This is a genomic window from Rhodomicrobium sp. R_RK_3, from assembly GCF_002198715.1.
GTDB lineage: Bacteria > Pseudomonadota > Alphaproteobacteria > Rhizobiales > Rhodomicrobiaceae > R-RK-3.
The window spans coordinates 99709-123330 of the sequence record NZ_MWLK01000033.1; the positions used below are offsets into that span (position 1 = coordinate 99709).

23 protein-coding genes and 1 other RNA gene are annotated in these 23622 nt (G+C 65.3%); 8 read left to right on the top strand and 16 right to left on the bottom strand.

Annotated features, from left to right (window positions below; genetic code table 11):
• Positions 1 to 159 precede the first annotated feature (159 nt).
• Complete coding sequence (locus BLEFHOIH_RS20010) at positions 160 to 1119, top strand: alpha/beta hydrolase (protein WP_088347808.1); 960 nt, start codon at positions 160 to 162, stop codon at positions 1117 to 1119.
• A gap of 55 nt (positions 1120 to 1174) precedes the next feature.
• Here BLEFHOIH_RS20010 and BLEFHOIH_RS20015 read toward each other — a convergent pair whose 3' ends face one another.
• The 14 genes from BLEFHOIH_RS20015 to pgsA all read right to left on the bottom strand — a co-directional run bounded on the left by BLEFHOIH_RS20015 (position 1175) and on the right by pgsA (position 15849).
• Positions 1175 to 1456, bottom strand: a complete 282-nt coding sequence (locus BLEFHOIH_RS20015) for a hypothetical protein (RefSeq protein WP_088347809.1) — start codon at positions 1454 to 1456, stop codon at positions 1175 to 1177.
• A 252-nt stretch (positions 1457 to 1708) separates the two neighbouring features.
• Positions 1709 to 2614, bottom strand: a complete 906-nt coding sequence (speB, locus tag BLEFHOIH_RS20020; protein WP_088347810.1) for an agmatinase — start codon at positions 2612 to 2614, stop codon at positions 1709 to 1711.
• A gap of 62 nt (positions 2615 to 2676) precedes the next feature.
• Complete coding sequence (locus tag BLEFHOIH_RS20025; protein WP_088347811.1) at positions 2677 to 3864, bottom strand: decarboxylase; 1188 nt, start codon at positions 3862 to 3864, stop codon at positions 2677 to 2679.
• Positions 3865 to 4031: 167 nt separating this feature from the next.
• A complete protein-coding gene (locus BLEFHOIH_RS20030; RefSeq protein ID WP_088347812.1) occupies positions 4032 to 4277 on the bottom strand; it encodes a sulfurtransferase TusA family protein in 246 nt (81 codons plus the stop codon).
• Between the two features lie 201 nt (positions 4278 to 4478).
• Positions 4479 to 5405, bottom strand: coding sequence for a cytochrome c (locus BLEFHOIH_RS20035; protein WP_210191767.1), 927 nt, complete (start codon positions 5403 to 5405; stop codon positions 4479 to 4481).
• Positions 5406 to 5414: 9 nt separating this feature from the next.
• Positions 5415 to 5849, bottom strand: a complete 435-nt coding sequence (locus tag BLEFHOIH_RS20040) for a cytochrome c (protein WP_088347814.1) — start codon at positions 5847 to 5849, stop codon at positions 5415 to 5417.
• 138 nt (positions 5850 to 5987) lie between these two features.
• Entirely contained in the window at positions 5988 to 6914 is a 927-nt protein-coding gene (locus BLEFHOIH_RS20045) for an AEC family transporter (protein ID WP_170937278.1), read from the bottom strand.
• 320 nt (positions 6915 to 7234) lie between these two features.
• Positions 7235 to 7816, bottom strand: coding sequence for a potassium-transporting ATPase subunit KdpC (kdpC, locus tag BLEFHOIH_RS20050; protein ID WP_088347816.1), 582 nt, complete (start codon positions 7814 to 7816; stop codon positions 7235 to 7237).
• 8 nt (positions 7817 to 7824) lie between these two features.
• Positions 7825 to 9858: a potassium-transporting ATPase subunit KdpB gene (gene kdpB / locus BLEFHOIH_RS20055; RefSeq protein WP_088347817.1), complete on the bottom strand. Its 2034-nt coding sequence runs from the start codon at positions 9856 to 9858 to the stop codon at positions 7825 to 7827.
• A gap of 10 nt (positions 9859 to 9868) precedes the next feature.
• The gene (kdpA, locus tag BLEFHOIH_RS20060) at positions 9869 to 11575 is read right to left on the bottom strand and encodes a potassium-transporting ATPase subunit KdpA (protein ID WP_088347818.1); all 1707 of its coding nucleotides are present in this window, start codon (positions 11573 to 11575) and stop codon (positions 9869 to 9871) included.
• Positions 11576 to 11645: 70 nt separating this feature from the next.
• Positions 11646 to 11735 (bottom strand): potassium-transporting ATPase subunit F, encoded by a 90-nt coding sequence (locus tag BLEFHOIH_RS26400; RefSeq protein WP_125461829.1) that lies wholly within the window; start codon positions 11733 to 11735, stop codon positions 11646 to 11648.
• A gap of 922 nt (positions 11736 to 12657) precedes the next feature.
• Positions 12658 to 14865 carry a glycine--tRNA ligase subunit beta gene (gene glyS, locus BLEFHOIH_RS20065; RefSeq protein WP_088347938.1) on the bottom strand — a complete coding sequence of 736 codons (2208 nt, stop codon included), beginning with the start codon at positions 14863 to 14865 and terminating at the stop codon, positions 12658 to 12660.
• A 129-nt stretch (positions 14866 to 14994) separates the two neighbouring features.
• Positions 14995 to 15252: a molybdopterin converting factor subunit 1 gene (gene moaD / locus BLEFHOIH_RS20070; RefSeq protein ID WP_088347819.1), complete on the bottom strand. Its 258-nt coding sequence runs from the start codon at positions 15250 to 15252 to the stop codon at positions 14995 to 14997.
• A 3-nt stretch (positions 15253 to 15255) separates the two neighbouring features.
• Positions 15256 to 15849: a CDP-diacylglycerol--glycerol-3-phosphate 3-phosphatidyltransferase gene (gene pgsA / locus BLEFHOIH_RS20075; protein WP_088347820.1), complete on the bottom strand. Its 594-nt coding sequence runs from the start codon at positions 15847 to 15849 to the stop codon at positions 15256 to 15258.
• 135 nt (positions 15850 to 15984) lie between these two features.
• Here pgsA and BLEFHOIH_RS20080 point away from each other — a divergent pair, with 135 nt between their 5' ends.
• Positions 15985 to 16791, top strand: coding sequence for a glucose 1-dehydrogenase (locus BLEFHOIH_RS20080; RefSeq protein ID WP_088347821.1), 807 nt, complete (start codon positions 15985 to 15987; stop codon positions 16789 to 16791).
• A gap of 48 nt (positions 16792 to 16839) precedes the next feature.
• Here BLEFHOIH_RS20080 and BLEFHOIH_RS20085 read toward each other — a convergent pair whose 3' ends face one another.
• Positions 16840 to 17136: a YciI family protein gene (locus tag BLEFHOIH_RS20085; RefSeq protein WP_088347822.1), complete on the bottom strand. Its 297-nt coding sequence runs from the start codon at positions 17134 to 17136 to the stop codon at positions 16840 to 16842.
• 158 nt (positions 17137 to 17294) lie between these two features.
• Here BLEFHOIH_RS20085 and BLEFHOIH_RS20090 point away from each other — a divergent pair, with 158 nt between their 5' ends.
• From BLEFHOIH_RS20090 to BLEFHOIH_RS20105, 4 genes are all read left to right on the top strand, one after another.
• Positions 17295 to 19304, top strand: a complete 2010-nt coding sequence (locus BLEFHOIH_RS20090) for a pentapeptide repeat-containing protein (RefSeq protein ID WP_088347823.1) — start codon at positions 17295 to 17297, stop codon at positions 19302 to 19304.
• Positions 19305 to 19399: 95 nt separating this feature from the next.
• Positions 19400 to 19561: non-coding RNA, 6S RNA (gene ssrS / locus BLEFHOIH_RS20095), on the top strand.
• A gap of 62 nt (positions 19562 to 19623) precedes the next feature.
• Positions 19624 to 20199: a 5-formyltetrahydrofolate cyclo-ligase gene (locus tag BLEFHOIH_RS20100; protein WP_088347824.1), complete on the top strand. Its 576-nt coding sequence runs from the start codon at positions 19624 to 19626 to the stop codon at positions 20197 to 20199.
• A gap of 13 nt (positions 20200 to 20212) precedes the next feature.
• Positions 20213 to 21034 carry a TIGR00282 family metallophosphoesterase gene (locus BLEFHOIH_RS20105; RefSeq protein ID WP_088347825.1) on the top strand — a complete coding sequence of 274 codons (822 nt, stop codon included), beginning with the start codon at positions 20213 to 20215 and terminating at the stop codon, positions 21032 to 21034.
• 8 nt (positions 21035 to 21042) lie between these two features.
• Here the strand turns inward: BLEFHOIH_RS20105 and rhuM are convergent, their stop codons facing one another.
• Positions 21043 to 22107 (bottom strand): RhuM family protein, encoded by a 1065-nt coding sequence (gene rhuM, locus BLEFHOIH_RS20110; protein WP_088347826.1) that lies wholly within the window; start codon positions 22105 to 22107, stop codon positions 21043 to 21045.
• Positions 22108 to 22358: 251 nt separating this feature from the next.
• Between rhuM and BLEFHOIH_RS20115 the strand changes: the two genes are divergently transcribed.
• Positions 22359 to 23105: a YebC/PmpR family DNA-binding transcriptional regulator gene (locus tag BLEFHOIH_RS20115; RefSeq protein WP_088347827.1), complete on the top strand. Its 747-nt coding sequence runs from the start codon at positions 22359 to 22361 to the stop codon at positions 23103 to 23105.
• A 116-nt stretch (positions 23106 to 23221) separates the two neighbouring features.
• Entirely contained in the window at positions 23222 to 23581 is a 360-nt protein-coding gene (locus BLEFHOIH_RS20120) for a hypothetical protein (protein ID WP_125461830.1), read from the top strand.
• Positions 23582 to 23622 lie beyond the last annotated feature (41 nt).

Genomic DNA, 23622 nt, shown 5'->3' on the forward strand with positions numbered 1-23622 from the left:
CGCGGGCTCAATCTCTACGTGTTTTTTCTCGCCTCAGGAAAGCCGCACATTCATCCACAAAGTTGCCTGTGGCGGCCCGGAACGCTAATTTGTTTGGAGTTGGGTCAGCGATACGGCCAAGGGCAGAGCGTTGTGGCGTAGCCTGAGACAGGGAAGACGATGAGCCTGCGCTGCCTGATTTTCGCGATAGCCGCTGCGGCGGCGGCCCTGCTCGCAAGCTGCGCGCCGGGGATCGCCCCCGATATGCTGGACGCGATGCGCACCATCAAGTTCCAGCCCGTCGGCAAGGGCGACGATGCCGTCAAGCTCGCCGTGCACGAGCAGGGCAAGGGCAAGCCGATCGTGCTGCTGCACGGGCTCGGCGCCTCCAGCTATACCTGGCACAAGATCATGCCGGCGCTGGCCAAGACCAACCGCGTCATCGCCATCGACCTGAAGGGCTTTGGCCAATCCGACAAGCCGCTCGACAATCATTATTCGATTTTCGATCAGGCCCGGCTGGTCGAGGACTATATCGACCGGCTCAATCTGCACAATGTCACCTTGATCGGCCATTCCTTCGGCGGCGGCGTCGCCCTCGCCGTGGCGCTGAACCAGATCGAGACGGGCAGGAAGGATATCGAGCGGCTGGTGCTGATCGACAGCGTCGCCTATGCGCAGCCGCTGCCGTTCTTCTTCCGCGTGCTGCGCACGCCCGTCCTCGGCGAGATCGGCATGTCGCTGATCCCGCCGGAGGTGCAGATGGAGCGGGCGCTGGCCATGGCCTATCACGAGGATGGCAAGGTCACGCCGGAGACGGTCGCCAATTATGCCAGCGCGCTGCACAGCGAGGGCGGCCGGCACGCGCTCTTGAACACCATCAACAGCCTCGACCCCGATCAGGCCGAGGCTTTTTCCAAGCGCTACCCGACGCTGAAGCTGCCGGCGCTGCTTCTATGGTGCGAGCACGACAAGATCGTGCCGCTGCGTTTCGGCAAGCGGCTGGCCGGCGACCTGCCCGATTCGCGCATCGAGGTGATCGAGGAATGCGGGCATATCCCGCATGAGGAGCAGCCTGAGCAGACCCTGCGCGCCATCCGGCAATTCATCGCCGCCGGCGCCAATGGGCACGGCAGCTAGAGCGGGACGGGATTGGATGCGCGCGCCAACCTGTGCGGCGGGCGGGTCCCCTGGCCTACTCGGTGCGGTCGGCGATTTTGGGGTCTTCGGCGTCGTGCGCGTGGCGGATGGCCTCGCGCAGCTTGTGATCCAGCTTGCTCATATCGAGGATGACCTTGCCGGAATGCACGTCCCGGATGGCGTCCAGCGGCACGTGGAAATCGCCGGCATTCTCGATATAGATGATGATGTCGCCCCGCCCCTGCGGCAATTTCCTGACGGCGCCGACGGCGACCTGGCCGTCCGAGGCGAAGACTTCGAAACCTTCTTGGATCGCGTTGATGTCCACTCCGGCCATGCTGGTCTCCTCTTGAACGCCTGACGGCTAAACGGCGGGAGCTTACCGAAGTTTCCCGCGCTCCATGCAAGCCCTCGCCCAACGTTAACGCAAGCCGCCGGCAATAAAGCGGCGCTCGGTCATCAAAACAAAGCGCCCCGCTCGCCGCAGTGCAACCTCTCCCTTGGGAGAGGTCGGCGCGCAGCGCCGGGTGTCAACGGAGAGGCACCAACCCTCACCCCCGCCCTCTCCCCTTGGAGAGGGAATCTGCCTCTAAACCGCCGGCCGCGTCGCCATGGCGTAGCTCATCAGCTTATAGGCCAGCTTCGCCACGGTGAACTCGCAAGCGTGCAGTTTCGGAATCGGCGCCAGTTCGACGATGTCGGCGCCGACGACGGTGCCCGCCTCGCTCGCCGCGCGGAGAATTTCGCAAGCCTCGTCGAAGAGGAAGCCGCCGGGCTCGGGCGTGCCGGTGGCGGGCATCAGGCTGGCGTCGAAGCCGTCGACGTCGAAGCTGATATAGACCGGGCGACCCTTCAGCGGCGCGACGATGTCCTCGATCTTCCAGCGCCGCCGGTCCTTCGCCCAGTGGATGCTGACACGGTCCTGGTTCTGCTCGATGAACGGGATTTCGGAGACGTCGGTCGCCCGGATGCCGACCGAGACCAGCGACAGGCCGGGATTGTCGAGCACGCGGCGCATGGCGGCGGCATGGGAATAATGCTCGCCGAGATAGCCGTCGCGCAGGTCGGAATGGGCGTCGAATTGCAGCACGACGAGGTCGGGGTAACGGCGGGCGAAGGGGCGAATGGCGCCCGGCGTCAGCGAATGCTCGCCTCCCAGCGTCAGCGGGAACTTGCCCTCGGCCAGCACCGATTCGACCAAACCTTCGAGCTGGGTCAGCGCGGGCTCGATCTCGGCTTCGATCTCTGGCGCTTCGAGCGTGGCGATGCCGAATTGCCGGTAGGGCTCGCACCACAGCTCCTCGTCGAAGAACTCCAGCTTCGGGGAGGCGGAGATGATCGCCTCCGGCCCCTTCGCCGTGCCGCCGCCATAGGAGACGCTGGCTTCGAGGCCGAAGGGGATGATGACGACGCGCGCCGCTTCCGGATCGCCCGCCTCGTCATAGGTGAGGCCGAGAAAGCCGTCTTCGGGCGCGCGGTAGCGAAGCTGGATCATGGAACCCGTCACGGCATGAAAGAGGCCCTGGAAGCGTCTCCCAGGGCCTGAAGGTTGCGGTATTAGCGCCCGGCGGCGGCGCCGCTCAGCGCATCGGCGAGGCCGTATAGGGACAGCATCGGCTCATCGGTGAGCAGCGCGTCCTGATAATGGCCGAAACCGTTGAAGCGGCAGGCCATGACGCGGCCATAGGCGCCGATATTGCCGATCTCGATATAATCGCCCTCACCCGTGTCCGGTGGCAGGAAGAACGGCCCCTTCATATGGTCGATGCTGTCGCAGGTCGGCCCCCAGAGTTCGAACGGGGCGAGCGCCTGCAGGCCCGGCATGGCGGCCTCCGTCTCCACCCGGCGGGCGGGGAAGACGAACTTCATATGCGTCGCGTCATAGAGCACGCCGAACGCTCCGTCATTGATATAGAGCGTATCGTCCTTGCGCGCGTCGACCTTGACGATGAGCGACTCCGCCTCGGCGACCAGCGCGCGGCCGGGCTCGGCCCAGAGCTCGCAGCTCATGCCGACGGTGATCTGGTCGAAAGCCTCGCGGATCTCGTCCATGTAATCGGCGAGCGCCGGCGGCTCCATGCCCGGATAGATCGAGGGGAAACCGCCGCCCACGTCGATGACGTCGGCCAGCACGCCCGCCTGGACGATATGCTGCGACATCACCTTCATCGCCTGCCCGTAGGCCGCCGGCGACATCGCCTGCGAGCCGACATGGAAGGTCAGGCCGAAGCAGTCGGCGAACTGGCGCGTCTTGCGCAGGAGGTCGGGCGCCTCGACCCAGGAGATGCCGAACTTGTCCTCGAGCGGGATCTCGGAAAAGCTGTTCGGACAGGTCATGCGGACAAGGAGCGTCAGATCCTTGGCATGGCCGGTCTCGGCGACGATCTTGTCCAGTTCGGCCTCGCAGTCGAGGGCGAAGGTGCGCACGCCATGCTCGAAATAGGCGCGGCGAATGAGATCGCGCGATTTGATCGGGTGCATGAGATGCGCCCGCGCGTCCGCGAGGCTGGCGATCTTCACGATCTCCGGCAGCGATGCGACGTCGAAATCCCGGATGCCGGCCTCATGCAGCTCGGCGAGCACATGCGGCGCGTCATTGGCCTTGATGGCGTAGAGTGATTTTCCGGGGAAATTTTGCAAAAACCAGCGCGCCGCCTTCCGGGCAGCGTGCGGACGAAAGGCTAGTACCGGGCGCTCGGGGCTTTGCAGACGAACAAGGTCTGCGGCGCTGCGGTATGTTTCCATCCCATAGGTCCTCCAGAATGCAGTTGACCCTAAGCTGAACGATGAGGCACCGCAGCCGGGGTCGCTTACGGCTAGTCGTCCCGGATGTAAAGGCTTTTCTATCGCGCTGGGCAGAGTTGGTGAAATTTCTGCCGCTTTTCAAGGCGTTTCCGCCGCAGCCGCGGCATTTATTCCGAGGCCTGCTGACCGCCATTGCGGATGACGAAGCGGTAGACATCGCCCGCCGCGGTCGTGGATTCCAGCAGCTCATGCCCTTGCGTGCGGCAGAAATCGGAAAAATCCTCCACCGCCAGGGGATCGGTCGCGAGCACTTCGAGGGTCTGGCCGCGCGCCATATTGCGCAAGGTCCGGCGCGCCTTCAGGATTGGCAACGGGCAACTGAGCCCGGTCGTGTCCAACACGCGTTCCGCCATCAGGCCAGCTCCTATCGCTTGCGATGTAACCGATCGCGGGGGATGTCCGACAGTCTAGTGAAATCGCTATCGCCCGGCCAAACAATAAGCACTACCCGCAAGTGGGGTTCCGCGGGCGATAAGAATTGCGATCGGCGACAGGCATTACCCCTTGCGGGGCCGCCCGGCACGACGGCAGGCCGCGGTGGCGGGCCTCCTGCGCTACTTCCGCTTCGGCCGCTCATGCGCGACGGGCGGGACCGATTTCAGATAGGCGGCGATGGCGTCGCGGTCGTCCTTGGTCAGCTTGGCCATGTTCTTCTGCACCTTCGCCATCGCCCCGCCAATGACGTCGCCGCCGGGGGTGAAGCCTGATTGCAGCGCGAAGGAAATGTCCCTCTCGCTCCACGCGCCGATGCCGGTCTTGTCCGGCGTGATGTTGGGCGTATAGCCCTTGCCTTCGGGGTCGGGCGCGCCGGACAGGCGCTTGGAGACCTCCATGCCGCCGAGCGAATCGCGCGGCGTGTGGCACTCGCCGCAATGGCCCGGCCCCTCCACCAGATAGGCGCCGCGATTGACCTGGGCCGACTTCGCCGGATCGGGCTCGAAGGTCTTGCCGTCGAGATAGAGGCTCTTCCAGACGCTGAGGCCGCGGCGGATGTTGTAGGGGAAGGACAAATCATGCCCCGGCACGCTCGACGGGATCGGCTCCAGCGTCTTCAGGAAGGCCCAGAGGTCGGCGAGATCGCCACGCGGCATGCGCTGGTAGGAGGCGTAGGGAAAGGCCGGGTAATAGTTCGCACCGGCCGGCGAGGTGCCGGTGGTCATGGCGGTGATGAAATTCTGCTCGGTCCAATTGCCGAGCCCGGCCGTCTTGTCCTGGGTGATGTTCGGCACGTAGAATGTGCCGAAATCCGACTTCAGGCAGCGTCCGCCGACCGGCTTGAGATCGTCGGCGCTATTGGGATCGTCGCATTTGGCCGACGCCGGGGCCGCGTGGCAGGAGGCGCAGCCGCCGGCGGTATAGAGATAGCGCCCACGCTGCACCGCCTCCTTGTCGTCGCTGGCCGGAGCCGTCTCGGCGAAAGCGGCCGGCGCCGCGCAATGGAGGCAGGCGGCGGCGAGGAGAGCCGCGAGAAGGCGGTGCATGGGCATCCTTTATTGTGGCACGCGGTATTTCTCATGGCAGCCGCGGCAGGTCTGGCCCAGCTCGGCGAAGGCGGGCTGCAGCGCATCCATGCCGCCAGCCGCCGCGGTCGCCGCCTTGGCGCTGTCTTCCTTCAGCTTCACCGCCCAGGAATCGAAATCTGCCTTGTTCTGCCATATCTCCGGCTTAGCGTATGAATCTTTCGCGGTGCCTTCCGGGAACAGCGTGATGAACTCATCCGCCATGCCGCCGATCTTGGTCAGCGCCGCCGCCGCCGCCGCGCCGTCATAGGGCGTTTCGCCCTTGAACATCTTGACGATCAGGTCGGTGGCCTCGCCATTCTGCTTCATCAGGGCCTGGCGTTTCTTGATCGGGCTCTCTTGGGCTATGGCGGCGCCGGCGAGCACCGTGCAGCCGATCGCGAGAGCGATGATGATGCGTTTCATCCAAAAATCCTCTTTCCTGGAGCCCCTTGCGGGATCAATTGACCAAATGCATCAAAGTTCTTGCACGAAACGGCGGCAAGGGAATTTCGCTCCGGCGGATTTCCGGTCAACTTGCCGTGAGGGCAATCCGTGCGCGGCTCATTGCAGCCCTGCATAGCGCACCGCGTAGACCCAGCCGGTGACGGCGAGCGCGCTCAGCACCGTCGAAATGAACACCATCATTGAGGCAAGCCCCGGCTCGACCTTGTACTCGCTGGCGAAAATGGCGAGCAGCACCCCGACCGGCACCGCGGCGCTGACCACGAAGAAGGCGATCAGGTTCGGCGGAAAGCCGAGCAACAGCGCAAAGCCCCAGGCCGTCGCCGGCGCGATGGCGAGGCGCAGGACGAGGCCGAGCAGCAGCGGCCCGCGCTCGACCTTGCCTTCGATGGCGGCGAGCTGCACGCCGAGCAGCAGGAGCGCCATCGGCGTAAAGGCATCGCTGACCAGTTTCAGCGGCACGGCGAGCACCGTCGGCAGCACGACGTCATAGCCTTTCAGCAGATAGCCGAGCGCGGCGGCGGGCAGCAGCGGCGTGCCGAAGAAGGCTTTCAGGATGCCATTGCGGCCGCTGTTCTCCGGCGAGCGGAAAGTTAGCAGCGCGACGGGGGCGATGACGATCGAATGCAGGCTCAGCACCACCGTCTGATAGAGCAGGTAGTCCTCGGGAAAGGTGAGCTGGATCAGCGGGATGCCGTAATTGCCCGAATTGGAGAAGAAGGCGGCGAGACCCAGAATGGCGCAGAGATTGCGGTTCATGCCCGCGAGCGCGGCAATGCCCCAGCCGAGCGCGAACAGGAAGGCGAAATGCAGCAGCGAGAACCACAGGATCGGCCAGGCAGCGTCGAGCGGCAGCTTGGCGGCCGAGGGGAAATAGATCAGCGCGCCCGGCAAGAGCACATAGACCTGCATCCGCGTCAGCGTCGGCACGTCGAAGCCGAGCCTGCGCTGCACGCCGTAGCCCAGCCCGACAAGCCCCAGGATCGGCAGCGTAATGCCGGTCAGAATGTCGAGGAAAAGCTGCAAGGGGCGCTCCGGAGGGTTCCGCAATGCCTTAACGGGCGCGGGCGCAAATTGCCAGCCGATTTGGGCGGGGGGGGACAGCGGCAATTGAGCTGAGGGCGTGGAGGGATGGATGAACGCGGCGCGACTGAAATTGCATGCAACTTCGACAAACGGCGGCGCAACCCCCCGGCGTCGTCCCGGACGCCGCGAAGCGGCGAGCCGGGATCCAATCATATATCCGCGAGTCTCAGCCCTGCCGTTGGGCTCGTGGGCCCCGGCTCTGACGGCCGGGGCGACGAGTGGCGACGCTCACATCCTCAAAAGAGGCGGGTCAGACCATCCTAACGCACCGCCTCACCCTGCCTCGGCAACGCATCCAGCGCGCGGTTCAACTCCAGCACGTTGACGCGGAGTTCGCCGATGAAGCCCAGGCTGCGGTCTTCGACATGGTCGCCGATGAGTTTCCAGATGTCGCCCTCGGCCATGTTGCGCAGGCGGGCGACGCGGGGCGCCTGCGCATAGGCGGCATCGGCCGAGATGTGCGGGTCGAGGCCGCTGGCCGAAGCGGTCACCATCTCGACCGGGATCTTGCGCTCGCTGCTGGTGGCGCGCTCGGCCTCGGTGCGGGCGGTGATGGCGGCGATCAGGCGCTTGCTGGACGGGGCGGCATTCGAGGCGCCGGAGCCTTGTGCGTCATAGTCCACGGCCGAGGGGCGCGGGTGGAAATAATCCGGCCGGTCGAAACGCTGCGCGATCAGCGCCGAGCCGATGGGCTGGCCGGCCTCGTCGAGGACGATGCTGCCATTGGCGCGCCACGGAAACAGCATTTGCGCAATGCCCGTCACCACCAGCGGATAGGCGATGCCAGTCAGCACGGTCATCGCCGCGATCAGGAACAGCGCCAGCCGCAATTCTTTCAGCATCGCCCCTCCTACACCAGACCAAGGCCGACCACGGCCAGATCGATCGCCTTGATGCCGAGAAAGGGCACCACGATGCCGCCGAGCCCGTAGATGGTCAGATTGCGGCTCAGCAGCGCCTCAGCGCTGGACGGCTCGTAATTGACGCCCTTCAGCGCCAGCGGGATCAGCGCCACGATGATCAGCGCGTTGAAGATCACCGCCGACAGGATGGCGCTTTGCGGGCTGTGCAAACCCATGATGTTCAGCGCATCGAGCCCCGGATAGACGGTGGCGAAGAGCGGCGGCAGGATGGTGAAATATTTCGCCACGTCATTGGCGATGGAGAAGGTGGTCAGCGAGCCGCGGCTGATGAGCAGTTGCTTGCCGACGCGCACCACCTCGATCAGCTTGGTGGGGTCGGAGTCCAGATCGACCAGATTGGCCGCCTCCTTCGCCGCCTGCGTCCCGTCATTCATGGCGACGCCGACATCGGCCTGGGCGAGGGCGGGCGCGTCGTTCGAGCCGTCGCCGCACATGGCGACGACGCGGCCCTCGCCCTGCAGCTTGCGGATCAGCACCAGCTTCTTCTCGGGCGTCGCCTCGGCGATGAAATCATCGACGCCGGCCTCGGCGGCGATGGCGGCGGCGGTCAGCGGATTGTCGCCGGTGATCATCACCGTGCGCACGCCCATCTTGCGCAATTGCTGGAAGCGGTCGCGGATGTCCGGCTTGACGACATCCTTCAAATGGATGACGCCGAGCACCCGGCGGTCCTTGGCCACCACGATGGGCGTGCCGCCGGAGCGGGCGATGTCCTGCACGATGCGGGTGAGCTGGTCATTGTCGGGAAGCTTGGCATAGGCGCGGATGGCGTCTTCGGCGCCCTTGCGGACTTCGCCCTGCGGGCTGAGATCGGCGCCGCTGATGCGGGTCTCGGCGCTGAAGGGGATCGAGCGGGCCACCTGCGCGCCCTCAGCGAGATTTTCGAAGCGGCGCCGCGCCAGCTCGACGATGGACTTGCCCTCCGGCGTCGCGTCGCTGAGCGAGGCGAGATAGGCCGTCTCGGTGAGCTCGCGCATCTGCACGCCGGGCAGCGGCTTCAGGTCGACCGCCATGCGGTTGCCGAAGGTGATGGTGCCGGTCTTGTCGAGCAGCAGCGTATCGACGTCGCCGCAGGCCTCGACGGCGCGGCCGGATTTGGCGATGACATTGGCCTTGACCAGCCGATCCATGCCGGCGATGCCGATGGCCGACAGCAGCGCGCCGATGGTGGTCGGAATCAGCGTGACCAGCAGCGCCAAGAGGAAGGTGATCGGCACCACGACGCCGGAATAGAGCGCGAACGGCCCGAGCGCGGCGACGACGATCAGGAAGACGACGGTCTGGCCGACCAAGAGGATGGTCAGCGCGATCTCGCTCGGCGTCTTCTGGCGCTTGGCGCCTTCGACCATGGCGATCATGCGGTCGAGGAAGCTGCCGCCCTCGCGCACGGTGACGCGCACCTTCAGCCAGTCCGAGACGATCTTGGTGCCGCCGGTGACGCCGGAGCGGTCCCCGCCGGACTCGCGGATGACGCAGGCCGATTCGCCCGTAATCGGCGATTCGTCCACGGAGGCGATGCCCTCGATGACCTCGCCGTCGGCGGGAATGATATCGCCCATGGCGCAGAGCACGAAATCGCCCGTCCTGAGATCGCCGCTGCGGCAGATGTCGTAGTCCATGCCGCGCGCCGAGCGCAGGCGCTTGGCCTCGGTTTCCTGCTGGGTGGCGCGCAAACTGTCGGCCCGCGCCCTGCCACGCCGCTCGGCGACGGCCTCGGCGAAATTGCCGAACAGCACGGTGATCCACAGCCAAACCGTCACCTGCGCCTGGGTGGCGCTGTGCGGCTGGCCGTCCCAAAGCTCGAAGATGAAGAGCGCGGTGGCCAGGATCGAGATGATCTCGACCACGAACATGATCGGGTTGCGCACCAAGGTCACCGGGTTGAGCTTGGTGAAGGCAGGCCAGACCGACTGCCGGAGAATCAGCGGATCGAACAGCGCCAGATCGCCTCTCGCCTTCATCGCGCCGCCCTCAAAAGCTTCTGCCCGCGCGCATCTCGAAATGCTCCGCGAGCGGCCCGAGCGCGACGGCGGGGAAAAAGCTCAGCGCGCCGAAAATGAAGATCACCGCCACCATCAGCGCGACGAAAAGCGGCGTATGCGTCGGCACGGTGTCGAGCGCGGCGACGGCGGTGCGCTTGGCCCCGATCGATCCGGCGATGGCCAGCCCCGCGATGATGAAGGCGAAGCGCCCGGCCAGCATAGCGAGCCCTTGCGCGGTCAGATGGAAGGTAGAGCCGCCGTCGAAACCTGCAAAGGCCGAGCCGTTCGCCGCCGTCGCCGAGGCATAGGCGTAGAGCAGTTCGGACAGGCCATGCGGTCCGTGATCCTGGATCGCGGCGGCGGCGGCCGGGATCATGATGGCGATGGCGGGGAGCAGCAGCATGCCGAGCGGCACGATCAGCAAGGTCAGCACGGCGAGCTTGATCTCGCGCACCTCGATCTTCTTGCCGAGATAATCCGGCGAGCGACCGACCATCAACCCGGCGATGAACATGGCCAGCACGATGTAGAAGACCAGATTGTAGAAGCCGGAGCCGGCGCCGCCGAAGATCACCTCGCTGAGCTGGACGTTCATCATCGGCACCATGCCGCCGATGGGCGTGTAGCTGTCGAGGCTGGAATTGACCGCGCCCGCCGCCGTAGTGGTGCCGACCGCCGCCCAGAGCGCCGCGCCGGCCATGCCGAAGCGCGTCTCCTTACCCTCCATATTGCCCGCCATCTGGTCGATTGGCAGGGCCGCGATCATCGGATTGCCCGCCCGCTCCGCCGCATAGATGATGACGAGGCCGAGCACGAAGACGATGGCCATCACCGAAAACAGCGCCCAGCCCTGCCGCGTGTCGCCGACCATGGTGCCGAACGTGTAGGTCAGCGCCGCCGGGATCAGCAGCATCAGCACGGCCTGGACGAAATTGCTGAGCGGAGTCGGGTTCTCGAACGGGTGCGCGCCATTGGCGTTGAAGAAGCCGCCGCCATTGGTGCCGAGCATCTTGATCGCCACCTGCGAGGCGACCGGCCCGCGCGCGATGATCTGCTCGCCGCCCTCGACGGTCTTGACGCTGGCATAATCCGCGAGCGTCTGCGGCACGCCTTCGAAGACGAGGAACAGCGCCGAGATCAGCGCGACCGGCAGCAGCACATAGAGGTTGGTGCGGATGAAATCGACGTGGAAATTGCCAAGCGAGCGGGTCTGGCTGGTGGCGAAGCCGCGCATCACGGCGATGGCGACGCCCATGGCGCTGGCGGTCGAGACGAAATTATAGACGGTGCAGCCCGCCATCTGGCTGAAATAGGAAAGCGTGCGCTCGCCGGCATAGGCCTGCCAGTTGGTGCTGGTGATGAAACTGATGGCGGTGTTGAAGGCCAGCGCCGGCTCGACCGGACCAAGCCCGCGCGGATTGAGCGGCAGCACGTCCTGCAGCCTCAGGATGGCGTAGAAGGCGAGCGTGCCGACAAGGTTTAGCGCGATGACCGACGTGGCGTAGCGCGTCCAGCGCTGCTCCGCCGCCGGATCGATACCGCCGAGCCGGTAGATGGCGCGCTCGACGGGCGCGACGACGGGCGTGAGCAGGGTGCGCTCGCCGGCATAGACGCGCGCCATGTAGCGGCCCATCAGCGGGGTCAGCGCGACGATGGCGAGGGCGAACAGCAGAAGCTGGGCGGTGTCTTCCGTCATGCCCACCCCTTAGCATTTCCGGCAGGAGCGGGAAGCGTTTTTCGGTCCGGCAACGGGCAAAACCGCGCAGTTAGAATTTCTGTGCGTTCACCAGGACATAGAGCAGGTAGATCAGCAATCCCGCGAGGACGCCGCTGCCGATCAGATATTCGAGGCCCATCGCGCACCTTTCAAGTCAGATCCGTTCGCAGACGAACACCGCCAGCCAGCACAGCCCGAAGCCGCCGACGATTGCCGCGAGATAGATGACGTCACCCATGCGAACCTCTCGGAGGCCGGCCGCCGGCCGCGCACCGGAGCCAGACCGAATACCGGATTTGCGCGTAAATTGTCCGTAAAGAATGCAAGGCGGTCAGGTTTCCCCGGGAGGGGATGACAGAAACAACACGGTGCGCGGAGCGGAGTTGCATTGGGGTTGAGCGCCGCGCATGTCCTTATCGAAATCCCGCGAAGGAGGAATCCAGTAATCCTGGACTCGAAAATTGGCTTTCCGCCCAACCACTTGCGCTGCGGCGTACTGGATCCCCGCCTTCGCGGGGATTTCGTGGGAGGATTTACTTCTCTCGTCGCCCCGGCCGTTAGAGCCGGGGCCCACTCGCCTCGCCGCCTGCCGCAAGGCTAGCGGCTTCAGGATTTGGTCCCGGCTCACCGCAGCATTCGGATGACGAATGCCCGGGGGCATCAAAACAACGATAGGCTTACGCCCTCACCCCGGCGCTCTCCCCATGGAGACCTTTGCGTATCGAAGGTCCTCTCCTCGTAGTCCCGGACGGCCGTCAGGCCGAGCCGGGACCCAATCATATTTCCGCTATTGCTGCGGCAAGTGGAGAGGCGAGTGGGCCCCGGCTCTCACGGCCGGGGCGAAGGATTCGAAGTTTTGCAAAGGTCTTCCATGGAAGCGGGAGTCCGGCAGTGCCTGGGTGGGCGGCTTCGTCCGTGCAATCGGCTTCGACCGTCCGCCACTTAACCTCTCCCATGGGTAGGGGGCGGCGCGGAGCGCCGGGTGAGGGGGTAATGCCTCTCGGAGGATCTCCGGCTCTCCCTCCCCAGCCGCGCTGCGGAGCGTCGGAAGCGTGTCCGGATCAGCCCTCGATCTTGGTGAAATCGGCCACGGCGAGGGTCGCGGCGCGGATTTGCGCCAGGAGCTTTAGCCGGTTTTCGCGCAATTCCCGGTCGGGTGCGTTGACGGTGACCTTGTCGAAAAAGGCGTCGACCGGGGCGCGCAATTTCGCCAGCGCCGACATCGCGCCCTCGAAATCCTCGCGCTCCAGACGCTCGCGCGCGGTCTGAGTCACCTCGCCGATGGCCTTGGCGAGCGCCTTTTCCTGCGGCTCGGCGAGGCGCGTGGCGTCCGGCTCGCCTTCGAAGGGGCGCTTGTCCTTCTTTTCCTCGATGCGCAGGATGTTCTGCGCGCGCTTCACCCCGGCAAGCAGGTTGGCGCCGTCATCGGTCTCCAGGAAGCGGCCGAGCGCCTCGACCCGGCGCACGATCATCAAGAGATCGTCCTGCCCCGGCAGGGCGAAGACGGCATCGATCAGGTCGTGGCGCGCGCCCTGTTCGCGCAGGTAGACCTTCAGCCGGTCGGCGAAGAAGCGCAGCAGATCGTCGGAATTGGCGACCACCTTGCCGACATCCATCGTGTGACTGTCCTGGATGGCCACCGCGATCTCGTCCTGGCGCGCCGTGCTGAGATCGAGCCCGGCCTCGGCGATGGCGATGTCGACCACCTGCGCCCGCGCCTGCTTGGCCTGGAGGCTATGCTCCAGGCGGATCGTGCGGGTGACGATCCAGGGGCGCAGCCTGACGCGCAGGCCATTGTCCAGTACGGTGCGGATCGCGCCGAGCGCCGCCCGCCTGAGCGCATAAGGGTCCTTGCTGCCCGTCGGCTTCTCGTCGATCGCCCAGAAGCCGACCAAAATGTCCAGCTTGTCCGCCAGTGCGACGGCGATCGAGACCGGGCTTGCCGGGACGCTGTCGCCCTGGCCGGCCGGCTTGTAGTGCTCGGCAATGGCGTCGGCGACCTCGGCGTCCTCGCCTTGTTCCAGCGCGATATAGCGCCCGATCAGCCCCTGCAATTCCGGGAACTCGCCGACCGTCTCCGACACCAGATCGGCCTTGCAAAGCTGCGCCGCGCGCTCGGCCTTGTCCGGATCGGCGCCGACCAGCGGCGCGATCTCGCGCGCCAGCTTCATCAATCGCTCGACCCGCTCGCCTTGCGTGCCGAGCTTTTCGTGGAAGGTGATCCCCTCCAGCTTCGGCAGCATGGCCTCGAGCCCGCGCGCGCGGTCATTCTCCCAGAAGAATTTGGCGTCCGACAGCCGGGCGCGGATCACCCGCTCATTGCCCGCGATGATGGCCGCGCCGCCATCGGCGGCTTCCAGATTGGCGACCATCAGGAAGCGGTTGGCCAGCTTCCCCGATTTCGGCTCGCGCAGGGAAAAGCATTTCTGATGCGCCCGCATCGAGGTGATCAGCACCTCCGGCGGCACGTCGAGAAAACTTGCATCGAAACTCCCGGCGAGCACCACCGGCCATTCGGCGAGCCCGGCATTCTCGTCCACCAGCCCGGCATCATCGACGAGGGTCAAACTCTCCCCGGCCGCCAGCGCCCGCGCGCCGTCCAGCACGGTCTCGACCCGCCGCGCCCGCTCGACGACGACATTGGCCGCTTCCAGCGTGCTGCGGTAATCGGCGAAAGTCTCGACGGGCAGCGCCTTGCCGCGCAGAGCCGGATCGAGCGCCCGGCGATGGCCGAAGGTGACGCCGCCGCTCTTGATGCCCTCGACCTCGAACGGCACGACCTCGCCGTCCAGCAGGCAGAGGATGGAATGCAGCGGGCGCACCCAGCGCAGGCGCGAGGCCCCCCAGCGCATGGATTTCGGCCAGGGGAATTTGCGAATCACATCCGCGACGACCTCGGCCACGATCTCACCCGCCGGACGGCCCGGCTTCTCGATGATGGCGACGTAGAACGCGCCCTTGCCGTCGTCGCGAGTCTCGCAGGCGCCGAGGCTCGCCAGCCCCGCGCCGCGCAAGAAGCCTTCGACCGCCTTCTCCGGCGCGCCGACGCGCGGACCTTTGCGTTCCTCGCGAATATCGGCGGAGCGGGCGGACAGGCCCTCGATATGCAGCGTCAGGCGGCGCGGGCCGGATTCGGCTTCGCTGACGGCAAGGCTGAGGCCGGCCGCCCGCAAACCCTCGCCGACGAGCCGTTTCAGATCGTCGGCGGCGCGCGCCTGCATCCGGGCGGGGATTTCTTCGGAGAACAGTTCGAGCAGCAAATCGGGCATGGCCATTCCATCAGCATATCGCCGGACGCAGCCACACCTTCGATTCGGGCGGCGCGTCCTGGGTCTCGCCCCCTGAATACAGGCGAATTTTCACCGAAGGAATGGGCAATTGCGCGAGGCGCGCAAATCTCAACCGCCGGTCACGGGCGGAAAGAACGCGATTTCGCGCGCTCCGGCGATGGCCGCGCCGTGCTTGACATGCATCTGGTCGATGGCGGCGCGGATGACCTGGTCGCGCTCGAAGGCCGCCGCGAATTCGGGGCCGCGCGTTTTCAGCCAGGCGATGACGTCGGCGATGGTCTTGGCGGCCGGGGGCAACTCGACCACCTCCTCGGCATGGCCGACCTTTTCGCGCACCCAGGCGAAATACAGCAGCTTTACGGTCATGTCCTAATGCTCATGCATCACATATTTCAGGCCGGCGCGGAAATAGTCGAAGCCCGTATATAGGGTCAGCATGGCGGCAACCCATAGCAGCACCAGTCCGATATCCACCGTCGAACAGTCGCAAAGACCCCGCCCGGCATTGCCCGCCAGCAGCACGCCGATGGCGACCATCTGCACGGTGGTCTTCCATTTCGCCAGCCGGCTGACGGCAACGCGGACATTCAGCTCGGCCAGGAATTCGCGCAGGCCCGATACCAGGATTTCGCGCGACAGAATGATGAGCGCGGCCCAGATCGACCAGCCGGAAATGGTCTGGTCGGCGACCAGCAGCATCAGCGCCGCCCCGACCAGCAGCTTGTCGGCGATGGGGTCGAGCATCCGGCCGAGCGGCGATTGCTGGCTCCAGGCGCGGGCGATATAGCCGTCGAGAAAATCGGTGACGCCGGCGAAGACGAACACCGCCAGCGCCAGCCAGCGCGCCGTTTCGCCCTCGAAAAAGAACAGCACGCCTGCCAGCGTCGGCACCGCGACGAGCCGCGCATAGGTAAGCAGATTAGGTACGCTCAGAGAGTGCGAACGGCGGATGGGCTGATCCATGGCGGAACAACACCATTACCGGCGGCTGGCGTCAATCGCCGCGAGGTCAATTCTTGGTAGGCCATTCGGCGCTTGCGGCTGCCGGCCGAACCTCGCTAGCCTGCATCCGATCAGGCGACAGAAGGACAAAGGCCCATGCCGGTTTCAGAGAAGGGCGATTTTTTTGGCAAAACCGTGGTCGTGACGGGGGCGGCGGCGGGCATCGGCCGGGCGATCGCCGGACGCTTCGCCGCAGCCGGGGCGCGGGCGCTGATCGCCGATATCGACGAGGCGGGCGGCAAGGCCGCCGCGGCGGAGCTGGACGCGGCGGGCTATTTCGCGCGCTTCGTGCGCTGCGATGTCGGCTCGGAGGCCGATGTGGCGGCGATGGTGGCGGCGGCGCTGGAATTCGGCGGCTCGCTCGACGTCATGGTGAACAATGCCGCGATTTTGGACAGCGCCGATTTCCTCGACCTCGCAGCCGCCGATTTCGACCGCGTGCTGCGCGTCAATCTGCGCGGCGCGTTCCTGGCCGGACAGGCGGCGGCGCGGCAGATGGTGGCGCAGGTGAAGGCCGGCGGCGCGCCCGGCACGGTCATCAACCTGTCCTCGGTGAATGCTATTTTCGCGCTCGCCGACCATGTCGCCTATTCGATCTCCAAGGGCGGCATCTCGCAGCTCACCAAGGCGATGGCGCTGTCGCTCGCGCCGCACGGCATCCGGGTGAACGCCATCGGGCCGGGCAGCATCAACACGGCGATGCTGGCGCAGATCATGTCGGACGAGGCCATCCGCCGCCGCATCCTGTCGCGGACGCCGCTCGGCAGGCTGGGCGAGACGGATGAGATCGCCGAGGTGGCGCTGTTCCTGGCGAGCCCGGCGGCAAGCTACATCACCGGGCAGACGATCTACGCCGATGGCGGGCGGCTGCCGCTGAACTATACGGTGCCGGTGGAGGGTTAGCCTGGGCGCGGCTGGAACGATCGGTGCCAGCCGGGCCCGTCTTCGGCCTCAGCCGACCTGCACCGCTCCGACGGACTGCCGGAACGGGTGCACCTCGACCGACGCGAACACCCCCGCCTTGGCAAAAGGGTCGCCTTGCGCGATGGCGCGGGCTTCCTCCAGCGTCGCCGCCTCGATCAGGATCAGGCTGCCGATCGGATTCTTGCCGTCCTCGTCGAGCAGGGCGCCGCCGGCGCGCAGCTTTTCGCCCAGACTCGACAGATAGGCCAGATGCTCCGGCCGGGTGGCCAGCCTGAGCGCCAGCCCATCGACTGGCTTATCCTTGCAAATCAGCACATACAACATGGTTCGGACGTTCTCCCAGGTTTCACAAATCCGTTGCGCCAACCATAGCATTTCGCCGCCTCATATAGGGGATTTTCACTGAACCGGCTCGCGATAGGCCTTTGTCATTGCCCGTTCTTTTCAGTAAGAGAGAAAGGACGCTTGAGGGGGCGAAGCGCATGAATCAGGAAGAAACCCGGGCCCATTGGGGCAAGGGCGAAGAGCCGTGGAACGCCTGGGCGCTGGAAATGCTTCAGCGCAAGCAGGCGCTTGAAGAGAGCGGCCAATGGTCGCTCGACTGGTTCGGCGAGGGCCAGAATGCCGAGACGGAAGCCTGGCTGAGCGAGGCCAAGGCCGATTTCTCCGGCGTCGAATTCGCCTCCGACGCCAGTTTCGAGAATTTCGTCTTCCCCGGCCCCGCCATTTTCGAGGGCGCGCATTTCCTCGGCACGGCGATGTTCGCCAATGTGCATTTCACCCATGTCGCCCGCTTCCAGGGCGCCCGCTTCGACGGCGACGCGACGCTGAAACAGGTCAAATTCTACCACATCGCCAATTTCGACGACGCCGCCTTCGCCTCCGCCGCCGATTTCGAAAAGGCCGAATTCCTGCGCGAGACCACCGGCCCGCTGGTGCCGGCGGCGCGCTTCCAGAAGACGCAATTTGCCTCGCGCGCCGATTTTCGCGGCGCAAAATTCAGCGGCAATGCCGAGTTCATCCGCACCGCTTTCGGCGGCAATGCCCGTTTCGACGAGGCCGAATTCCAGGCCGACGGCAATTTCGAGGGCGCGGTCTTCGAAGGCACCGCCGGACTGGTCAAGACGCGCTTCCTCGGCGCCGCCAAGCTCAACCAGACCCGATTCCGCAGCGAAGCCCGGTTCGGCGAGGCGGAATTCCTCAAGGACGTCAGTTTCGAAGACGCCGAATTCACCGGCAAGGCCATCTTCCGGGTGGTGAAGATCGGCGGCGCGGCGACCTTCCAGAATGCCCGCTTCCAGCAGGATGCGCGCTTCGTCGAGGCGCAGTTCGCCGGAACCTCGATCTTCCGCGCCGCCAAATTCGCCTTCGGCGCCGATTTCGGCTCGGTCGGCTTCACCAAGCCGGTGGAATTCTTAGGCTGCGTCTTCGGCGGCGACACCAGCTTCGAAAAAGCCCTGTTCGCCGAATCCGCCGATTTCCCCTCGGCCAAATTCAAGGCCAACATCTCCTTCTCCGACGCCCGCTTTCTCGGCAGCGCCAATTTCCTGCAGGCCACTTTTCGCGGCCGGGCAAGCTTCCGCAACGTCGCCTTCAGAGGCCCCGCTTCCTTCGCGGCGGTGCAAGGCCGGGCGCCCCTGGTGCTCGCGGGCGCCCGCTTCGCCCAGGTGCCGAGCTTCCATGATGCCAGCTTCCGCCAGCCGCCGCGCCTCGACAACATGCTGATCGCCGACCCCTTGTCGCGCGCGCCGGTCTGGAGCGGCGAGGGCCGGGGCGATCCGCGCCCGCGCCTCTTTCGCGGCCTGAAGACCTGCGGCGACCCCGAATTCGCCTCCCGCTATCGCCGCCTGCGCAATCTGGCCGCCGACACCCAGGACCATCAGCGCGAGCGCGAATTCTTCGCCCAGGAAATCCGCTGCCGCCGCTTCTGGCAGGACCGGCCGCTCGGGCGCGGGCTCGCCCGCTTCTGGGTCGGCTGGCTCTATGGGGGCCTGTCGAATTTCGGCCGCTCGCTGCTGCGGCCGATGGCACTGTTCCTGATCTCCATCTTTGCCTTCGCGCTCGTCTATCTCGGCGCGCGCCGCCCGGATGGCTTGACCGGAGCGGCCGATGCCCTGCCGGACTTTCCCCCCTGGCCGGCCCAGCCGAAATTCGCCGCCATGCTGGATTGGGCGGCCTCCGCGCTCGGCTGGCTCGGGCACGGCCTGGCCGGCCTGTTCTCGGGCGGCGGCTGCATCGCGGGCGATGGCGGCGCAACCGGCGAGGCGCTGTTCCTGTCGCTGAAGAACACTTTCTTCTTCCTCGGCTGGGAGAGCACGGACGCCGCGCGCCGCGTCTATGGCTGCCTCTACGGCTTCGAGAGTGCGCCCGGCGGACCGCTCTTGCGCGTGCCCTTGAGCGTGTCGACGGCGGCGATCGCGCAGAACCTGCTCGGCGCGCTGCTGATCGGCCTGTTCGTCATCGCCGTGCGCAATCTGTTACGCGCGCGATAACCCTCAAACTGCTTTGCCCGCCGCCTGTTGCCGCCAGGGCATATGAATTCAAAGAATGCCCTGGAAATCGCCGCGCGATTCACCAGATAATGCGGGTGGAGCTGCGGGATGCGTTAGGTACAACTTAAATCCCGGGGCCGATGAGATCTGACAGGGAGCTGACCCTGCCCGGAGCCCTGGTTCCGGACACTCGGCGCCCACCTACATAGTAGGGCCCAGGCGGATCTAACATAACCGACGGTCATCGCGGCTCCACTTTATATCGGATGGCAGGCTTCCCGGCCTTGCTTCTCGCGGCGACCTCGACGACAAGGGCCGCATGACATCAGATTTCCAGATCGAAAGTGAAAAGCAGGTCTTCCGGGCCAAAGCGCGCGCCGTGCGCGACGCCGTGTCCGCGGCCGAGCGGATCGAGGCGGCCGAAAAGGTCGCGCGGATCGGGCTCGGATTTCTTGGCGTGCCGCCGGGGCTCGTCGGCGCCTATCATCCCGTCCGCAGCGAGTTCGACTGCCTGCCGCTGCTGAAACGGCTCGCCGCCGACGGCTGGAAGCTGGCGCTGCCGGTGATCGCCGGGCCGGCGCCGCTCGATTACCGGCAATGGGGTTTCGGCGATCCGCTGCGGACCGGCGCCTTCGGCATTCCCGAGCCCATCGATGCGCCGCGCGTTTCGCCCGCGATCCTCCTGGTGCCGCTGCTCGCCTTCGATGCGCGGCGCTACCGGCTCGGCTATGGCGGCGGCCATTATGACCGGACGCTCGCCGCCTTCCGGGCGAGGGGCGCGACGGCGGCCATCGGCCTTGCCTTCGACGCCCAGCAAGTGCCAGAAGTGCCCAAACTCGCCTATGATCAGCAGCTCGACTGGATTCTGACGCCCTCGGGACCGATCGGCCCCTAACGAAAGCTTGGCAATGCGCATTCTCTTTCTCGGCGATGTCGTCGGCCGCTCCGGGCGCAATGCCGTGATGCGCGAACTGCCGCAATTGAAGGCGCGCTACCGCACCGATTTCATCATCGTCAATGGCGAGAACGCCGCCGGCGGCTTCGGCATCACCGAGGCGATCTGCCAGGAACTGCTCGACGCCGGCGCCGATGTCGTCACCACCGGCAACCACGTCTGGGACCAGCGCGAGGCGCTCGTCTTCATCGACCGCCAGCCGCGCCTGCTCCGCCCCGCCAATTTCCCGCCCGGCACGCCGGGGCGCGGCGCGGGCCTCTTCGAGGCCGCGAACGGCGCCCAGGTATTGGTGATGAACGTCATGGGCCGCGTCTTCATGGACGCGCTCGACGATCCGTTCCGCACGCTCGACCGCGAAATCGGCGAAGGCGGCCTGAAATCCAAGGCCGACGCCATCTTCATCGACTTCCACGCCGAGACCACCTCGGAGAAGGAAGCCGTCGGCCATTTCCTCGACGGCCGCGTCAGCGCCGTGGTCGGCACCCACACCCATGTCCCGACCGCCGACGATCACATCCTCTCCGGCGGCACCGCCTACATGACGGATGTCGGCATGTGCGGCGACTACAATTCCGTCATCGGCATGCAGAAGGACGAGCCGCTGCAGCGCTTCCAGCGCAAGATCGCCAGCAACCGCTTCGAGCCCGCCATGGGCGAGGCGACCATCTGCGGCGTCGCCATCGAGACCGACGACGCGACCGGCCTCGCCAAAGCCATCGAGCCGCTACGGATCGGCGGGGTGTTGCGGCAGGTCGAGCCGGCGATGTGGTTGTAGAAGGCGTTCTACGATTTCGCTGACTTGGGCTTCACCTTACGGGTCTTAGGTAGATCCTTGGCTTGATTTTTTAGCTCCTTCAAAGCATCAAGCTCCGTAAACAGGTGCTCTGCCTTGCGCTTGGCATCGAATTTTTGGTACTCGCTTTTGGCGCGGTCATCAGCAGCAGCACGGCTGACGTTGCCGCCATGCGTCAGTATGCTTCGGCCCAAAAGCTTAAGCTGTTTCTCAAACAGCGATTCTGCTGCGGCCATGGTCGTCAGCCGCCCCAGTTCCGCCTGATCGGCGAAGACATCGAGCAGAATGACTGTCACGCTGTTCAGTTCACGAAATTCTCTCTCCGACAGGTAAGACGCGGCGGACAGCGCGTCAGATTGACGGATGTCCTCTGCCGCCCAGGATTGCAAGCCCATATTCGGAGCATCAGAGTTCGCGCGTTCGGCCATCAGCATCGAAGGCGTCTGCGAGGTGACGGCCCAATAAAGCTTCGCCCGCATCCGCGCATAAAAATCACGCCATGTTTGAGATTTGGGATCGTAGTCCTGACAGAACGAACAGATCTGCCCCAGCTCGCCGTAGAGGTTTACATCGCTCGCACGGATTTCGGCGATGATCTCCCGCAACTGCTTGATGCGGTCAAAGTTTTCGGCGTCTTTGAGGCGCCGCGTGTGGACGAGAAACCCTTTCGTGGCGAACCGAGTGAGGACCTGCGTAGCCCACCGCCTGAAAAGCACTCCCTCGCGAGAGTTGACGCGATAGCCGACGTAGAACGCCACGTCCAACCCGTAATGTTTGACGGCGTAGCTCTTGCCGTCCGAGGCAGTTATTCGGAAATTCCGAATAACTGCCTCGTCGAGTTCGCCATCGGCCAAAAACCGTCCGATGTGCTCATTTACGCTGGGAACGGAAACGCCGAAAATCTGCGCAAGCTGAGATTGGCTGAACCAGGGTTCGGCGGCGTCGAAGCGCAATTCCAGCTCGACACCCTGCGCGGTCCCGTAGACGAGAAAGCGATCGCCCGTATCGGCGTCTTCGAGGATTTCGACCGGCTCTTGCCCGTCTTCGAGCGGCATCACACTGGTTTCCTGTGCTGCATTCGGGGATCGGATCGCGCTATCTCATATCATGTTCTTGTATTGTTCAAGTCTCTGAATATTACCTATCCGATGGCATTTTCCCTGTCTCTCGCTGGCGCCTTGATCGCCCGCCCCACCGGTCTGGATTTCCGCTCCAGCCCGGCTTATAAGTTTGGCACGCAATCAAAACATTTCGCAAAACGGCGGCAAAGCCCCGCGCCGCTGCCTATCTCACGACGGACCCCGACATGGCAGGCCATTCAAAGTTCAAGAACATCCAGCATCGCAAGGGCGCGCAGGACAAGAAGCGCGCCAAGATGTTTTCAAAGCTGTCCAAGGAAATCACCGTGGCGGCGAAAATGGGGCTGCCCGATCCGGCCTTCAATCCGCGCCTGCGCGCCGCAATTCTGGCCGCCCGCGCGCAAAATATGCCGAAGGACAATATCGATCGCGCCATCAAGAAGAGCCAGGAGGCCGGCGGCGACGATTACCAGGAAATCCGCTATGAGGGTTTTGCGCCCGGCGGCGTCGGCGTCATCGTCGAGACGCTGACCGACAACCGCAACCGCACGGCGGGCGACGTGCGCTCGACCTTCACCAAATATGGCGGCAATCTCGGCGAAACCGGCTCGGTCTCGTTCATGTTCGACCGGGTCGGCGAGATCGAATATCCGCTCAAGGCCGGCAGCGCCGACGCCATGCTGGAGGCCGCGCTCGAAGCCGGGGCCGATGATTGCAGCACCGACGAGGACGGCCACTGGTTCTATTGCGAGGCGAGCCTGCTGCATGAGGTCGGCCGGGCGCTCGAGGAGAAGCTGGGCGAGCCCAATGCCGCCAAGTTGATCTGGCGGCCGCAAAATACCGTTGGCGTCGACGACGAAAAAGCGGAAAAGCTGCTTAAGATGCTCGATGCACTCGAAGATTCCGACGATGTGCAGAACGTCTATGCGAATTTCGACATTTCGGAGAGCGTGATGGCGCGCATGGAAGCCTAGGCACGGGTCTGCAAAGCGGCGTTCCCGCCCCGGCGGGAATGGGGAACGGTTTGCGACAAGGATCATGCCGCAGAATGGTTTCCGGCAACCATCGCATCCCAGAGGAGGGGCAGATCATGAGATTAAGCACCGCATTTTGCGTCGCGTTCACCCTGGCCGGCGCCGCGCCGCTCGCCGCGCAGGACCAGGGCACGCCGGCCGGCACCGGCAGCCACACCGCCATCAGCCATTCCGTGACCACGGGCGACCATGGCGCGACCGGCAACACCAACCCGGCGGCGGGCTCCTCGGCCGAGGCTCCGGTGCAGAAGAAGCTCAAGAAGAAGACCGCGTCCACCCAGGCGCCCAAGACCACCGCATCCGGGCCGAACAAGCCAGCGGCCAAATCAGGCGGTCAGGCCCGGTCGGGCGCGGCGATCGTCAAGGAAGGCGGCAAGACCTGCTCCGGCCAGGACCAGTACCGCGTCTGCTGGTAGGCCGGGCCACCCATGCAAACCCCGTAGCGGCCCGCGAAAAT

Excerpts from the sequence above, each read along its gene's own strand:
- BLEFHOIH_RS20080 (WP_088347821.1), top strand. The coding sequence starts at position 15,985 with ATGCCGGTTTCAGAGAAGGGCGATTTTTTTGGCAAAACCGTGGTCGTG.
- BLEFHOIH_RS20085 (WP_088347822.1), bottom strand. The coding sequence starts at position 17,136 with ATGTTGTATGTGCTGATTTGCAAGGATAAGCCAGTCGATGGGCTGGCG.
- speB (WP_088347810.1), bottom strand. The coding sequence starts at position 2,614 with ATGATCCAGCTTCGCTACCGCGCGCCCGAAGACGGCTTTCTCGGCCTC.
- BLEFHOIH_RS20100 (WP_088347824.1), top strand. The coding sequence starts at position 19,624 with ATGACATCAGATTTCCAGATCGAAAGTGAAAAGCAGGTCTTCCGGGCC.
- moaD (WP_088347819.1), bottom strand. The coding sequence starts at position 15,252 with ATGACCGTAAAGCTGCTGTATTTCGCCTGGGTGCGCGAAAAGGTCGGC.
- kdpC (WP_088347816.1), bottom strand. The coding sequence starts at position 7,816 with ATGCTGAAAGAATTGCGGCTGGCGCTGTTCCTGATCGCGGCGATGACC.
- pgsA (WP_088347820.1), bottom strand. The coding sequence starts at position 15,849 with ATGGATCAGCCCATCCGCCGTTCGCACTCTCTGAGCGTACCTAATCTG.
- glyS (WP_088347938.1), bottom strand. The coding sequence starts at position 14,865 with ATGCCCGATTTGCTGCTCGAACTGTTCTCCGAAGAAATCCCCGCCCGG.
- BLEFHOIH_RS20090 (WP_088347823.1), top strand. The coding sequence starts at position 17,295 with ATGAATCAGGAAGAAACCCGGGCCCATTGGGGCAAGGGCGAAGAGCCG.
- kdpA (WP_088347818.1), bottom strand. The coding sequence starts at position 11,575 with ATGACGGAAGACACCGCCCAGCTTCTGCTGTTCGCCCTCGCCATCGTC.
- BLEFHOIH_RS20025 (WP_088347811.1), bottom strand. The coding sequence starts at position 3,864 with ATGGAAACATACCGCAGCGCCGCAGACCTTGTTCGTCTGCAAAGCCCC.
- kdpB (WP_088347817.1), bottom strand. The coding sequence starts at position 9,858 with ATGAAGGCGAGAGGCGATCTGGCGCTGTTCGATCCGCTGATTCTCCGG.
- BLEFHOIH_RS20105 (WP_088347825.1), top strand. The coding sequence starts at position 20,213 with ATGCGCATTCTCTTTCTCGGCGATGTCGTCGGCCGCTCCGGGCGCAAT.
- BLEFHOIH_RS26400 (WP_125461829.1), bottom strand. The coding sequence starts at position 11,735 with ATGGGCCTCGAATATCTGATCGGCAGCGGCGTCCTCGCGGGATTGCTG.
- rhuM (WP_088347826.1), bottom strand. The coding sequence starts at position 22,107 with ATGCCGCTCGAAGACGGGCAAGAGCCGGTCGAAATCCTCGAAGACGCC.
- BLEFHOIH_RS20040 (WP_088347814.1), bottom strand. The coding sequence starts at position 5,849 with ATGAAACGCATCATCATCGCTCTCGCGATCGGCTGCACGGTGCTCGCC.
- BLEFHOIH_RS20010 (WP_088347808.1), top strand. The coding sequence starts at position 160 with ATGAGCCTGCGCTGCCTGATTTTCGCGATAGCCGCTGCGGCGGCGGCC.
- BLEFHOIH_RS20115 (WP_088347827.1), top strand. The coding sequence starts at position 22,359 with ATGGCAGGCCATTCAAAGTTCAAGAACATCCAGCATCGCAAGGGCGCG.
- BLEFHOIH_RS20015 (WP_088347809.1), bottom strand. The coding sequence starts at position 1,456 with ATGGCCGGAGTGGACATCAACGCGATCCAAGAAGGTTTCGAAGTCTTC.
- BLEFHOIH_RS20035 (WP_210191767.1), bottom strand. The coding sequence starts at position 5,405 with ATGCACCGCCTTCTCGCGGCTCTCCTCGCCGCCGCCTGCCTCCATTGC.
- BLEFHOIH_RS20120 (WP_125461830.1), top strand. The coding sequence starts at position 23,222 with ATGAGATTAAGCACCGCATTTTGCGTCGCGTTCACCCTGGCCGGCGCC.
- BLEFHOIH_RS20030 (WP_088347812.1), bottom strand. The coding sequence starts at position 4,277 with ATGGCGGAACGCGTGTTGGACACGACCGGGCTCAGTTGCCCGTTGCCA.